Annotated in this window: 14 protein-coding genes and 1 pseudogene; 8 read left to right on the top strand and 7 right to left on the bottom strand. The window is 62.5% G+C overall.

From position 1 onward, the window contains the following. Nucleotides 1–128: 128 nt before the first annotated feature. The gene (locus I3J27_RS19950; protein ID WP_270160145.1) at nt 129–896 is read right to left on the bottom strand and encodes an AAA family ATPase; all 768 of its coding nucleotides are present in this window, start codon (nt 894–896) and stop codon (nt 129–131) included. Between the two features lie 244 nt (nt 897–1,140). Between I3J27_RS19950 and I3J27_RS19955 the strand changes: the two genes are divergently transcribed. Continuing rightward, the gene (locus I3J27_RS19955; RefSeq protein ID WP_270160146.1) at nt 1,141–3,198 is read left to right on the top strand and encodes a DUF1217 domain-containing protein; all 2,058 of its coding nucleotides are present in this window, start codon (nt 1,141–1,143) and stop codon (nt 3,196–3,198) included. 13 nt (nt 3,199–3,211) lie between these two features. On the opposite strand, the gene I3J27_RS19960 is transcribed toward I3J27_RS19955, so the two are convergent. The 3 genes from I3J27_RS19960 to I3J27_RS19970 form a co-directional block, all read right to left on the bottom strand. Next, nucleotides 3,212–4,072 carry a PCC domain-containing protein gene (locus tag I3J27_RS19960; RefSeq protein ID WP_270160147.1) on the bottom strand — a complete coding sequence of 287 codons (861 nt, stop codon included), beginning with the start codon at nt 4,070–4,072 and terminating at the stop codon, nt 3,212–3,214. A gap of 9 nt (nt 4,073–4,081) precedes the next feature. Next, entirely contained in the window at nt 4,082–5,689 is a 1,608-nt protein-coding gene (locus I3J27_RS19965) for an acyl-CoA synthetase (protein ID WP_270160148.1), read from the bottom strand. 105 nt (nt 5,690–5,794) lie between these two features. Next, nucleotides 5,795–6,292, bottom strand: coding sequence for a hypothetical protein (locus I3J27_RS19970; protein WP_270160149.1), 498 nt, complete (start codon nt 6,290–6,292; stop codon nt 5,795–5,797). Between the two features lie 94 nt (nt 6,293–6,386). Between I3J27_RS19970 and I3J27_RS19975 the strand changes: the two genes are divergently transcribed. From I3J27_RS19975 to I3J27_RS19980, 3 genes and pseudogenes are all read left to right on the top strand, one after another. Beyond that, complete coding sequence (locus I3J27_RS19975; RefSeq protein ID WP_270160151.1) at nt 6,387–6,746, top strand: hypothetical protein; 360 nt, start codon at nt 6,387–6,389, stop codon at nt 6,744–6,746. 27 nt (nt 6,747–6,773) lie between these two features. Beyond that, nucleotides 6,774–6,893 (top strand): annotated as a pseudogene (locus I3J27_RS39100) (DUF3828 domain-containing protein); the annotation flags it as partial. 11 nt (nt 6,894–6,904) lie between these two features. Then, entirely contained in the window at nt 6,905–7,180 is a 276-nt protein-coding gene (locus I3J27_RS19980) for a GNAT family N-acetyltransferase (protein ID WP_270160153.1), read from the top strand. Nucleotides 7,181–7,227: 47 nt separating this feature from the next. Here the strand turns inward: I3J27_RS19980 and I3J27_RS19985 are convergent, their stop codons facing one another. Continuing rightward, a complete protein-coding gene (locus I3J27_RS19985) occupies nt 7,228–7,623 on the bottom strand; it encodes an SPW repeat protein (RefSeq protein WP_270160154.1) in 396 nt (131 codons plus the stop codon). A gap of 231 nt (nt 7,624–7,854) precedes the next feature. Here I3J27_RS19985 and I3J27_RS19990 point away from each other — a divergent pair, with 231 nt between their 5' ends. Further along, the gene (locus tag I3J27_RS19990) at nt 7,855–8,130 is read left to right on the top strand and encodes a GNAT family N-acetyltransferase (RefSeq protein WP_270160155.1); all 276 of its coding nucleotides are present in this window, start codon (nt 7,855–7,857) and stop codon (nt 8,128–8,130) included. A 53-nt stretch (nt 8,131–8,183) separates the two neighbouring features. On the opposite strand, the gene I3J27_RS19995 is transcribed toward I3J27_RS19990, so the two are convergent. Continuing rightward, complete coding sequence (locus I3J27_RS19995; protein ID WP_270160156.1) at nt 8,184–8,570, bottom strand: DUF3597 domain-containing protein; 387 nt, start codon at nt 8,568–8,570, stop codon at nt 8,184–8,186. Between the two features lie 328 nt (nt 8,571–8,898). On the opposite strand from I3J27_RS19995, the gene I3J27_RS20000 reads away from it, so the two are divergent. Beyond that, the gene (locus I3J27_RS20000) at nt 8,899–9,807 is read left to right on the top strand and encodes a DUF2189 domain-containing protein (RefSeq protein WP_270160157.1); all 909 of its coding nucleotides are present in this window, start codon (nt 8,899–8,901) and stop codon (nt 9,805–9,807) included. Between the two features lie 135 nt (nt 9,808–9,942). Then, nucleotides 9,943–10,767, top strand: a complete 825-nt coding sequence (locus tag I3J27_RS20005; RefSeq protein WP_270160159.1) for a lytic murein transglycosylase — start codon at nt 9,943–9,945, stop codon at nt 10,765–10,767. A 72-nt stretch (nt 10,768–10,839) separates the two neighbouring features. Here the strand turns inward: I3J27_RS20005 and I3J27_RS20010 are convergent, their stop codons facing one another. Further along, entirely contained in the window at nt 10,840–11,103 is a 264-nt protein-coding gene (locus I3J27_RS20010) for a hypothetical protein (RefSeq protein WP_270160160.1), read from the bottom strand. Nucleotides 11,104–11,806: 703 nt separating this feature from the next. Between I3J27_RS20010 and I3J27_RS20015 the strand changes: the two genes are divergently transcribed. Further along, nucleotides 11,807–11,959, top strand: a complete 153-nt coding sequence (locus I3J27_RS20015) for a DUF1127 domain-containing protein (protein WP_007590701.1) — start codon at nt 11,807–11,809, stop codon at nt 11,957–11,959. The last annotated feature ends 89 nt before the right edge of the window (nt 11,960–12,048 follow it).

Here is a 12,048-nt window from a genome sequence, read left to right on the forward strand (position 1 = left end):
CGTGGGTGCCAGCCGGCACCCGGCCTTCCCTGCGCCCTCGGCGCTTTTCGAGGGCGGCGATTAACGCAAAGCTCGGGCGCGATATGCCGCGAGAACGAGAAGCCGCGCATGCTAGCCAACCGCGCTCATCACTCACCCAGCGTTGCCTCGACGAAGCCGCGGGGATCATCGCAAAACTCCCGCATCACCCGAAAATGATCCGTCTCCTCCACCGTCACCGGTTCGAGGCCGTATTTGCCGAGCCGCAACAGCCGCGCATTCGGATACGCCATCAGCATCGGCGCATGGGTTGCCATGATGACCTGGCAGATGCGGGAATCCTCCATGCGTCGCAGCAGCTTCAGGAATTCGATCGGACGCGCCGACGACAGCGCCGATTCCGGCTCGTCAAAGATGAAGATGCTCTGGCGCTGGCAGCGCTCCTCGAAAAAGCGCAGGAAGCCTTCGCCGTGGGAGTGCGACAGGAAATCAGGGCCGACCTGGCCGGCATCACGCGCGGCCTTGTCCAGGTATCGCGCCACCGAGAAAAAACTCTCGGCGCGGAAGAACCAGCCATTGGTGATCTTCGGCAGCCAGCTTGCGCGCAGCGCCCTGGAGAGTTGGCCGCCCATGCTCTCGCGCGCCTCGGAATGGTCGACCGGCATGTAACCCTTGCCGCCGCCGGCATCGTCATGGCTGGCGAGCGCTGCGATGCCCTCGAGGATGGTCGACTTCCCGGTGCCGTTCTCTCCGACGATGATCGTGATCGGGATATCGAAATGGAGCTCGAAATCATCCGGGAAGATCGGCAGGCAAAACGGATGGGCCTCGCGATCCCGAACTTGCGATGGATCGAGCCAGACGCGCTTCAGATACGGCGCCGGCAGCTTGATGGTTCGCCCGCTTCTTCGGCTCATGCCCGGCTTCCAACTCATTCCAACCGATCTCCGGATTGGAACATATCAGGAACACAACCTCCGCGAAAGCTGCATGAGGGAAACAGACGGAAACAAATTGAAACAAACCCGGCATCCGCCGGCCGGCTGCAACTTAAGAAAACCCAGCTACGAGTCAGTTTGCTGGCATGAGGCCAGTTCCCACCTCGCGACCCCGCAATGATTGCCGGACGTCCGGGACCGTAACGCCGCGAGGAATGCCGCGATGGTGACGACCTATTTCAGCTACAGCTACATCACGCGCAATCTCAAGCAGTCCCTCACCCGGGTCGAGCAGCAGCCGGACGTGGCGCGGGAGGCCGCCTATTACAAGGCTCACATCGGCAAGGTGAAGACCGTCGATGAATTCATGAAGGATTATCGCCTCTATCACTATGCAACGAAGGCATATGGCCTGGAAGACATGGCGTATGCCAAGGCCTTCATGAAAAAGGTGCTGGAAAGCGACCTCAACGACTCAAACAGCTTCGTCAACAAGCTGGTCGACAAGCGCTACCGGGAGTTTGCCGCGGCATTTTCCTTCAATGGTACGGGAACGCCGGTTGCGCAATCGGAAAACCAGACCGATGAGATGATCGGTCTGTACACGGCGACCAAGAAGAGCCAGGTCGATGCACTTGCCAACGACTCGGCATATTACAGCGCCCAAATCGGCAAGATCGGCAGCGCAGACCAGATCCTGAACGACGACCGCCTTCGCAACTACGTCTATTCGGCATTCGGAATCGATCAAAGCAAGTGGCCGCGCGACACGATAAGCCAGGTCCTGCGCAGCGATCCATCCGATCCAAACAGCTACGTCAACACAACCTTCGCGTCTCAGTTGACCGGCCTCAACACCCAGCTTGCTCAAGCCCAGTCGGACGTGAGCGCCACCAAGACGAAGATCGCAGACTACACGGCCCAACTCTCGCAACCGGGCGCCAATGTGAGCCAGTTGCAGGTCCAGATCCTGGTCGAAAAATATCACCTGGAATCGTACACGAAGAGCGTCGCCAGCCTCAACGACCAGATCTCGACGATCGGCGAGTTCGTAGACTTGGCCGGCGCATTCGAATTTTCGTCTGATGGCTCGCTTCCGTCGGGTGTGCCTGCACAGACCGCTGCAAACGTCACGCTCACGGCAAAGCGGTTCGACGACAGCAAGTCCGCCGTCTATGCAGCGGCAAGCCCGCTGAGCGAAGCGCTGGCAATCACGCAATTCAGAAACGCCATCCTCAAGGTCAATTCCATCCAGGCGTTCGTATCGACGCCGGCCGTGTATGATTTTGCGCTCGGCGCGGTCGGCCTCGATCCGAAAGAGGTCTCGCAGGACACCATCAAGGCCGTCCTCGAAAGCGACCTCAGCGATCCCAAGAGCTTCGTCCATACCCTCAAGGACGAACGATACGTCGAGCTCGCACGGGCCTTCAACTTCGATGCCAAGGGCAATCTGACGACGCCCCTGGTCGCGCAGGACCCGGCCAAAGTCCTCCAGCTCGCGAAGGACTACGTCATCGCAGCGCTGAGACAGGCAAGCCCTGAGCAGCAGAAGGCAGTTCGGGCACAGGCCCAGAAGGACGCGACGTCTTATCAGGAAGTGGTCGCGGGAATCGACAGCGTTTCCGAGCTGCTTGCGAACCGGCAGATGGTCGATTTCATTCTCGTCGCCAAGGGATTGGATCCCAAGAAGGTCAGTACCGACTATCTCAAGAAGATCTTCGCGTCCGATCTGAATAATCCAAAGAGCTTCGCCAACACCGAGAGCGATCCGCGCTTTGCCGAAATCGCGGCGTCGTTCAACTTCGACAGCAAGGGCAACGTCGCGCGTCTCCCGTTGATGGGTCCTCAGAAGCAAGACCAATTCCGGGACACACAGGCGAACTATCTCCAGCAAAGCCTGGAGCAGCAGCAGGGGGATACGAATCCCGGCGTGCGCCTCGCGCTCTATTTCCAGCGAAAGGCGGGAGACATCACGTCCGCCTACGACATCCTTGCCGACAAGGCTCTCTCGGAAGTGTTCAGGACCACCTTCAATCTGCCCGACTCGATGGCGGCAATGCCGATCGATCAACAGGCCAAGTTCGTCGACAAATTCATGAAGATCAAGGATCTGTCCGATCCCACGAAGGTTGCCAAACTGTTGAACCGTTTCTCCGCCATGTATGACGTCAAGAACAACCAGACCAGCGGTCAGGTTCAATCTCCCTTGCTCAACCTCTTTCAGGGATCGGGTTCGGGAATAAGTGACGCGACGTACCTGGCCATTGCCAAGCTACGATGATCGCTCGCCGATATTAGCCCAGTACTTCGAGCACCAGCTCCATGGTCATAAGCACGGGATTATCGCCGCGGATCAGACGCCCCTCCGCAATACCGCCGGTGTAGTCGATCAGCGCAACCTCGAGCGTGGCTTCCAAAGCACCGGACGGACCGGGCGCGATCGTCCCTGCCGTTATCGCCAGCTCCGTGGCAAACGGCTCGGTCGCACCGCCATGGATGAAGCGCGCGCCGATGGTCGAGCCGACGCCGCCATGAATCTTCGCGCGCGCGATGCCGTGCGCACGGCAGAACGCTTCGAGGCAGAAGGCAAAATCCTGGTTGGGCCGCAGCCGCAGCGCGAAGGCGCGGCTGGTCGTGCGCGCGCCGGTGCTCGCAGCCGATACCGGCCCGAACAGCTTGAAGTTGGTCTCCGGATCAGGCTCCGCAGTGAACATCGCACCATCGATGCCGAAGGCCTCGACCTCGAACGGTTCGGCGACAACGGTCTCGTCCGGCATCATGTGGCCGCCGCTCGCCTTGCCGTCCGCCTCCGTCCACAGTCCGTGGCAATGAAAGAATGGCGCGCCGTCGCGCATGCCGAGCGTCATGCTGCCGAGCTTCGCGCGCGTGATGCCTTCGGGCCGATACGTGTCGCTGTAGAACGCGGCATTCTCGCCGGTCTTCGACAGCGCCGGCATCACATAGGCAAACGGCCCGAGCGCCCCGCGGCCGAAGCTCAGCACGCCGCCGGCAAATCCCTCTGCGGCAAAACCGCGGCGCGCGGCCTCCAGCAATGGGACGCCTGCTTCGAGCGTGAACGCGAAGGCGCGCCCCCTCGCCTCCACCCATTGGATGCGCTCTGCAACGGGTGCGCCTGGCTGCTTGATACTCCGCATCACCTACGCTCAGCCCGCCTTCGTCTTGTCGAGATCGAGCAGCCCGCGCGCCTCGAGCTCGTCGCGCACCATGCGCTTCGGCACCTTGCCGTAGCCGGATTTCGGCAGCGCGTCCCAGAAGAAGAAGCGCTTCGGCATCTTGTAACGCGGCACTTTCGGCAACAGGAACGCCGCCATCTCCGCTTCACTCACGGGCGTCTCGCCCTCGCGCGCAACGCAGACGGCGACGCCGACCTCGCCCCAGGTCGCATCGGGCACGCCGAGCACGGCCACTTCGCCGACCGCGGGATGGGTCAAAATCTTCTCCTCGATCTCGCGCGGATAGATGTTGGAACCGCCGGAGATGTACATGTCGGAGGCGCGCCCCGTGATGTAGACGAAGCCCTCCTCGTCCATGTGGCCGAGATCGCCGGTGCGGAACCAGCCGTTGCGGAACGCCTTCGCATTGGCCTCGGGGTTATCGTAATAGCCGGCAAGTACGGCAGGCCCGATCACGCAGATCTCGCCGCTCTGGTTGGCGGCGAGCTCGCGGCCCTCGTCGTCCTGGATCGAGACCTGCATAGCCGTGCGCTCGAAGCCGCAAGTGCCGATCTTCGCATAGGGGCCATCCTCGGGATCATGCAGCGCCGCCGGCAGCACCGTGATGTTGCCGGTGACCTCGCCGAGGCCAAAATACTGCACGATGACCTTGCCGAGCTTCTTCAGCGCGGCCTTCTGGTCCTCGCGATACATCGGCGCGCCGGCATAGATCACGTGGCGCAGCGAGGAATGATCGTATTTGTCGACGGCGGGATGCTCCACCATCATCTTCAGGATCGTCGGCACTGTGAAGAGATTGGCGACCCGATGGGCCTCGATCAGGCGGAACGCTTCGTTGATGTCGAATTTCTCGGTCGGCAGCAGCACGGTGCAGACGCCGCGCGCGGTCTGCACCAGCTGATGCACGCCGGCGCCATGCGACAACGGCGCCACCACCAGCGAGGCATCCGTCTCCGTCACCCCGGGGGTCAGATCGGCGAGATGATTGGTGACGACAAAGCCCATCTGGCCGTGGGTCAGCACCGCGGCCTTGGAACGGCCGGTGGTGCCCGATGTGAAGAAGAACCAGCAGGGATCGTCGTGCTCGACAGCGACATTCTCGACCAATTGACCTGCCTGCGAGGCGATGGCGTCCGCCACCGAGCGCTCACCGAACGCGGCCTTGCCGTCGATGCTCCAGGTGAATTCCAGCGCACCGCCGGCCACGGCCGCGGCGTGCTCGGGAAAGTCGACATGGCACAGAAACGCCTTCGCGCCGGAGGCCTGTGCAAGATAGGTGACCTCATCGGGCATCAGGCGGAAATTGGTGGGGACCCAGACGGCCCCGAGCCGGAACGCGGCGAACATCGAGACAAACATCTCGTCGCCATTCTTGGAATGGACGAGGATGCGGTCGCCCTTGGCGATGCCACGCGCGGCGAGCGCGGCGGCCAGGGCCGAGACCTGCGCATCGATCTCGCGCCAGGTCCAGGATCTGTCACCCCAGACGAAGCCGGGACGCGCCCCATGCCGCCGCGCATTCTGGGTCAGCATGTAAGCGAGATTCATGACGCGGCGGGACATGCGCAGGAGCGGCATCGGGCTTCCTCTTCGAGTGCGGACGGCGTGCGAGCCACCCGCTCATTGCAGCCCATTTATCGCCATCGCCAGCGCCCCCGCAAGGCCGCCGGATGCACGGCTCCCCTACGGCTGCTTGAACGCAAACGGCGTCACCGTGATCGCCTTCTGCTTGACGCAGGTCTGCGGACCAAAGCCGCCGCAGAAGCTGCCATGCAGATCGAAGCGGACGCTGTGCGCGGCGCCGCGCTTCATCGGCGCGGCCATGACCTTATAGCGGAGGACATAGCCGTCGAACACCTGACGCACATTGCCATCCGGCAGCGTCACCAGGATGTTGAGGACGCAGCCGCCGGTTCCGCAATAGGTCGTCTCGCGATCACCGCATTTGGTGTTCTGAAAATCGAGGATGTAGTCGTCGCGGCCGTCCCCGGTGAGGTCGATCCTGCGCATCGTATCAGGCGCGAATGTCACCGCACCCCCGTCCTGGCTCTCACATTCCTCGACGGCATGGCGCAGCGCCCCCTGCACGCCGGGCGGATAGTCGGAGGGATTGAACGGCTTGGCGTCGTCGGCGCGCGCACCGGCGGCGATGAGAGTGAGCAGGAGGATCAGATAGCGCATGCGCGTTGGTCGCCGCTCCAGCCCAAAGCGTTCAGGGAATTTTAAACATGATCGGCGCAACGTTCGTCAGTTCTCGCGTACAGAGTGTCCCGTCATGGTCAAAGCGCCCGCCCTCCTCCTGTTGTCGCTGGCGCTCGCCGGATGTGCGATGGGGCCACAAGCGCATCTGACTTCCGATCCCGCCTTCAAACCGGCGCGCTATGCCTGGGATGGCGCGGGCGAGGATCCCAATCAGCCGCGTGCGGCGTCCGGACCGAGGCGGACCGCGGCCGGGTCCGAGCGCAGCAGATCGCAGGCCGGGCTTACGCCCTATTCGAAGGAATGGTGGAAGGCGCAGGACGGGATCGAGGCCGAGCAGGATGCCAGGGTCAACCGCTCCCTGGTCATTTGCCAGGGCTGCCTGCATCCCCAGCCGCAGCCCGAAGATTCCAGGCTGGCCAAAGCGGCCGATTGACCTTCGTATCGGAAACTCTCCGACCGGACCATGCGTTACGACCTCGTGCGCGAGGCTGGTCGTTGGCGGATCGACGACATCAAGGGTTCGTCCGACGGCGAAGCCTGGTCGATCCGCAAGATGCTGACGGACTCGCTGAAGAGCTGACCGGAGACGACATGAGCGACGTCATCAACAACAAAGACCATCACCGTTATGAGCTCGAGGTCGAGGGCCATCTTGCGACCGAGCATTACAAGCTCGACGGCAATGTCATCACGTTCGAGCACACCGACGTGCCGAAAGAACTCGGCGGCAAGGGCGTCGGCTCGAAGCTGGTGCAAGGCGCGCTCGACCAGGTCCGCGCGGCCGGCTTGAAGCTGATCCCGGAATGTCCGTTCGTGAAAGCGTGGATCGAGAAGCATCCGGCCTACGCGGATCTGGTGAAGAGTTGAGCGCGCAGGCCCACCCGTAACCAGGCGGGCCCGCCGATATCTACGGCCTATCGTCCATGCCTGAGCATGTCCTGGTCGTTGAGGTCCCAGTCCTGCCACAGCTGGAGTATGCCGAGCAGCACCACCACCGCGCCAAGGCTGGTGTGATAGATGCGGACAAAGCCGTCACCGGAATAGCCGATGACGTAAGGCGAAGCGATGAGCCACAGTCCGATCAGGATCGTCGTCACCTCCTGCCAGCGTTGCAGCGCGACATATTCGAGCTGGCTGATGCCAAACACGACCAGGCCGACTGCGACCGCATTCAGGATCATCACTTCGTGGCCGACGATTGGTCGATCTTGGATGGGAAACCACGGCGAAACGACGATCAATGCGCCGAGCAGCATCCCGCACCAGTCTTCCCATGTTCGATGAGTATTGAAGAAACCAAAGTCCGACATAGTACCCTCCTACAACAGAGGCATACGTCTGCGGCTGGCGATCACGACACTCCGAATGTCTAGCGACCCTGCCGGCCGCATTCGGGCGTATGTCCTGTCAAGGACGTGGGACCTGCCATGGAACTTGCAAGAGCGACGTCGAGGATTATTTGTGGTCACTGCGTGATGCTCGCAGAGCGGGACTTGTCATACCGCACTGCAGCCACAGGCGCGGCATCGGAAGGATCTTGCATGGCGGCACTGGTACGGGACAACAAGGACAGGAGTCGCTTCGAGCTCGATGTCGGCAGCGAAATCGCCTTCGCCAATTACCGGCTGACGCCGTCGGCCGTGATCATCACGCATACCGAGACGCCGCGCGCACTCCGCGGCCGCGGCATTGCCTCCGAGCTGGTCAAGGGCGCGCTGGAATTGATCCGCCGCGACGGCAGGAAGGTGATCGCCGGCTGCGGCTTCGTCGTCGACTATCTCGACAGGCATCCGGAGGATGCGGATCTCCTCGCCTGAATGCAAAAAGGGCCCGCGAGAGCGCGGGCCCTTGGCAACGACCTAGCGACCGGTCAGTGCTTGATCTCCGGCGGCAGCTTGCCACCGTTCGCGGCGAGCTTGGACATCACCTGCTTGTGCAGCCAGACGTTCATGCTGGCCGAGTCGTTCATGTCGCCGCTGTAGCCGAGCTCCTTGGCGAGATCCTTGCGCGCCGCGAGACTGGAGTCGATGTCGAGCGCCTTCATGAGGTCGACGATCGAGGTGCGCCATTCCAGCTTCTCGCCCTTGTGCTCGGCCGCCGCCTTGTCGACGATCGCGGCGACGTCCACTGTCGCGGCCGGCGCGGCAGCAGGCGCCGATCCGCCCGGCGCGGCGCTGGCGGGTGCGCTGCCTGCGGGCGCGGCGGAAGCTGGATGGCTGCCGAAGATCGCGCCCATGATTTTCCCGAAAATGCTCATATCTGCTCCCCGAAAAGGATCCGTTGGAAGGGCCCTGAGTGGCTCTTATAGACGAAGTTACTTGCGCCCGCGAAGTTCCGCGAGCCAGCAAGCAGCATCAGCTTATCTGCGGCGAAATGACGACCGAATGACATCATCGCGGTTGCGCTGCGGCATCGAATCTCACCCAAGCGTGAGGGACAGGACTCGGAATTGGGAGTACGCTTCACGTTCAGCTCGCGATGCCGTCCGGAATTCGCGTCTGGCCGGAATCGCGAAACTCAGAAAAGCGGCCGCTTGCGCCGTTGTCGGCGCCGACTTCGGCTGCATGGCAAGGGAGCTAGCGACCATGGCCACGTTCTACCAGGGCAATGTCCCCACTGTGGTCCGGACCGCCGATGCGGCTGGACCCGTGATCCGAACCATACAACTCTCCGACCTGCACGACGCGCTTCGGCGCGGCTGGGACGATTTCAAGGCGGTGCCGAGCCATGCCATCATCCTGTGCGTGATCTATCCGGTGCTGGGCCTCGTGCTCGCCCGCGTGGTGATGGGCTATTCGGTGCTGCCAATGTTGTTTCCGCTGGCCGCGGGCTTCGCGCTGATTGGGCCGTTCGCGGCCCTCGGTCTCTACGAGCTCTCCAGCCGGCGCGAGCGCTATGAGGAGGCCAGCGCCTGGGATGCCATGGAGGTGCTGCGCTCGCCTTCCTTCGGCGCCATGCTCGGCCTCGGCACGCTGCTGCTCGCCCTGTTCGTGACCTGGGTTGCGACCGCGCAGGCGATCTATGTCGCGGCGTTCGGCTATGAGGGCGCAACCGGGATCTCGGATTTCCTGACGCGTGTGCTGACGACCCAGCAAGGCTGGTGGCTGATCGTGGTCGGCTGCGGCGTCGGCTTCCTGTTCGCACTCGCCGCGCTCTGCATCAGCGCCGTGTCGTTCCCGTTGATGCTCGACCGCCATGCCGGCGCGTTCGAGGCGATGGTGACGTCGCTGCGCGTCGTCGCGAAGAATCCGGTGCCGATGGCGGCCTGGGGTCTGATCGTCGCAGTGCTGCTGGCGCTCGGCACGATCCCGGCCTTCCTCGGACTTGCCGTGGTGATCCCCCTGCTCGGCCATGCGACCTGGCACCTCTACCGCAAGGCGATCGTCTCGGAGCCCGGCGCACGTCCGGTGCCGCCCCCGCCGCATCGCCCGCGCAAGCCGGCCGCCGACTTCCCCGCCAACCTCTTCCCCTGGCGCAACAGGACGGACGGCTGACGATATCGTGACATGCGATCCTGCCCGGGCTCGGCCTGGGCAGGAGTTCGCGCTGTCATACGCCTTGCTTTGGCCGCGGTTACAATCGAAATTGCGCCCGCCGGTCAGATCACTTCACGGAATCCATTTCATCTGATGACCCCGACGATTTCTCGTCTCGCTCTTGCAGCCTTCGCCCTCTCCGCATCCATCCTGTCAGTCCAGCCAGCCCTCGCCGCTGTTGCCTGCGGCTCGGGCAATTTCGACGCCTGGCTTGCGGACTTCAAAACCGACGCCGTCGCCAAAGGCGTCTCGCAGCAGGCCGTCGCCGCCGGACTCGCCGGCGTGACGCTCGATCAGAGCGTGCTCAACCGCGACCGCTCGCAAAAGGTCTTCACACAGACCTTCGAGGAGTTTTCCGGCCGCATGATCCCGCCGCGGATGACGCGGGGCTCCAATATGATGAAGCAATACGGCTCGGTGCTCTCGCGCATCGAGCAGACCTATGGCGTGCCTGGCGAGGTGCTAGTCGCGATCTGGGGTCTGGAGACCGATTTCGGCGTCAACACGGGCAAGTTCGCGACCATCCGCTCGCTGGCGACGCTAGCTTATGATTGTCGCCGTTCCGAGCAGTTTCGCGCGGAATTGCTGGATGCGCTGCGCATCGTCCAGCGCGGCGATCTCGCCCCCGCCGACATGAAGGGCGCCTGGGCCGGCGAGCTCGGCCAGACCCAGTTCATGCCGTCGTCCTGGATGAAATATGCCGTCGATTTCGACGGCAACGGCAAGCGCGACCTTCTGCACAACGCGCCCGACGTGCTCGCCTCGACCGCCAATTATCTCGCCGGCTATGGCTGGCAGAAGGGCAAGGACTGGCAGCCCGGCGCTCCGAATTTTGCGGTGCTGCAGCAGTGGAATAAGAGCGAGGTCTATTCAAAGACTGTCGCCTCTTTCGCGGCCCAGCTCGCGCGCGCCCCTTAATTAGCCCACTACAAAACGCGTAGGGCCGATCGTAAGGCGACCGGCCCTCTCTTGATGCGTTTGCCTGCCCGCTTACTTGCCCATGGTGGCGGTCATCGCCTTGTTCAGATGCGCGCCGCACGCACCCATTTTGCCGTTGAGCAGCGAGTCCTGAGCCGACGCGATCTCCTTCTGCGCGACGAACTTGCTGTCGCCGTCGGCCATGTTCTCGATCGCAGTCTCGGTCTTCTCCAGATTGGCCGAGCTGCAACCACCCGTGGCGTGCTTGGCAGCCTCGGCCGGCGCGACGGCGAATGCGACGGCGGCAATTGCGATAACCCCGAGTAACTTCGTCATGATGTTACTTCCTTCTCTTGTTCTTGGGACAGGCCCGGCGACATTGCCGGACTCTGCGACATGACTTTCCTCCGGGCGCGGCAACTTGCCGCAATAAATTCCTCGCGAGAATTGCGTGATGTTGCGCGCAGCGCAGAGGCGCATGCGAAATTTCTGATTTTCATTACACCCTCGTAATGAACGCCACACGTCCGGCGTGTGTGCGCTGCACCGAGGGGGTCAGCTCCGTCTGAGACGAGACTGGATCGGAGGCTCCCCAGCCTGCAGCCTCCCTGGCGAACGTATTCACCAGCTCGGGATTGGACCAATCGTTTAACCGCCAAAGGCAACTCCTACGTACATGAATGAATTTATATTCATTTCTGATGATCGATCATCATGCGATTCGCGCATGCGAGACTTGGGTGCAGAAGCTGGAGGGCCGCCTTGCGGGCGAGAGGAACGCAACTTATTTCCGCCCCGAAGGGAACCGGATTAAGCGGGGTAACTCCGTGAATTCACGGGAATTTATGGCGATCCCTTCACACCCCAGCCTGCCCTTTGGGCAGGAGCGCCACCGAGTTAATCGTCCGTTACCGCTGCCATGCACCTAGCGCTTAGCTGCATCGCAACATCGGAACTTTCGCACTGCACCACTCTCACCTATATTCATTTCAACGATGAGGCCCGGGCAAGGGCTGAATCGAACTACAGGAGACTACCAATGCTGCTCTCGCTCATCCGCATGATCCAGGCTTTCCGGGACTATCAGCGCAATGTCGCCGAGCTGTCCCAGCTCAGCGATCGCGAACTGGCCGACATCGGCCTCGATCGCTCGGACATCCCGCGCGTTGCCGCCGGTCAGTATCAGGGCTGATATCGTTCAGCCCTCACCGGACGGACCGATAGCGCCCGCCTCGTGCGGGCGTTGTCGTTTCTGATGGCAGAAAACTCGATCTCGGCGAT

This window comes from Bradyrhizobium xenonodulans, from assembly GCF_027594865.1.
Classification (GTDB): domain Bacteria; phylum Pseudomonadota; class Alphaproteobacteria; order Rhizobiales; family Xanthobacteraceae; genus Bradyrhizobium; species Bradyrhizobium xenonodulans.

What these genes read in the sequence shown, in the direction of transcription:
- I3J27_RS19960 (WP_270160147.1), bottom strand. Translation starts at nt 4,072, where the DNA reads ATGCGGAGTATCAAGCAGCCAGGCGCACCCGTTGCAGAGCGCATCCAA.
- I3J27_RS19985 (WP_270160154.1), bottom strand. Translation starts at nt 7,623, where the DNA reads ATGTCGGACTTTGGTTTCTTCAATACTCATCGAACATGGGAAGACTGG.
- I3J27_RS19980 (WP_270160153.1), top strand. Translation starts at nt 6,905, where the DNA reads ATGAGCGACGTCATCAACAACAAAGACCATCACCGTTATGAGCTCGAG.
- I3J27_RS20015 (WP_007590701.1), top strand. Translation starts at nt 11,807, where the DNA reads ATGCTGCTCTCGCTCATCCGCATGATCCAGGCTTTCCGGGACTATCAG.
- I3J27_RS20010 (WP_270160160.1), bottom strand. Translation starts at nt 11,103, where the DNA reads ATGACGAAGTTACTCGGGGTTATCGCAATTGCCGCCGTCGCATTCGCC.
- I3J27_RS19970 (WP_270160149.1), bottom strand. Translation starts at nt 6,292, where the DNA reads ATGCGCTATCTGATCCTCCTGCTCACTCTCATCGCCGCCGGTGCGCGC.
- I3J27_RS20005 (WP_270160159.1), top strand. Translation starts at nt 9,943, where the DNA reads ATGACCCCGACGATTTCTCGTCTCGCTCTTGCAGCCTTCGCCCTCTCC.
- I3J27_RS19955 (WP_270160146.1), top strand. Translation starts at nt 1,141, where the DNA reads ATGGTGACGACCTATTTCAGCTACAGCTACATCACGCGCAATCTCAAG.
- I3J27_RS19995 (WP_270160156.1), bottom strand. Translation starts at nt 8,570, where the DNA reads ATGAGCATTTTCGGGAAAATCATGGGCGCGATCTTCGGCAGCCATCCA.
- I3J27_RS19950 (WP_270160145.1), bottom strand. Translation starts at nt 896, where the DNA reads ATGAGCCGAAGAAGCGGGCGAACCATCAAGCTGCCGGCGCCGTATCTG.
- I3J27_RS19975 (WP_270160151.1), top strand. Translation starts at nt 6,387, where the DNA reads ATGGTCAAAGCGCCCGCCCTCCTCCTGTTGTCGCTGGCGCTCGCCGGA.
- I3J27_RS19965 (WP_270160148.1), bottom strand. Translation starts at nt 5,689, where the DNA reads ATGCCGCTCCTGCGCATGTCCCGCCGCGTCATGAATCTCGCTTACATG.
- I3J27_RS20000 (WP_270160157.1), top strand. Translation starts at nt 8,899, where the DNA reads ATGGCCACGTTCTACCAGGGCAATGTCCCCACTGTGGTCCGGACCGCC.
- I3J27_RS19990 (WP_270160155.1), top strand. Translation starts at nt 7,855, where the DNA reads ATGGCGGCACTGGTACGGGACAACAAGGACAGGAGTCGCTTCGAGCTC.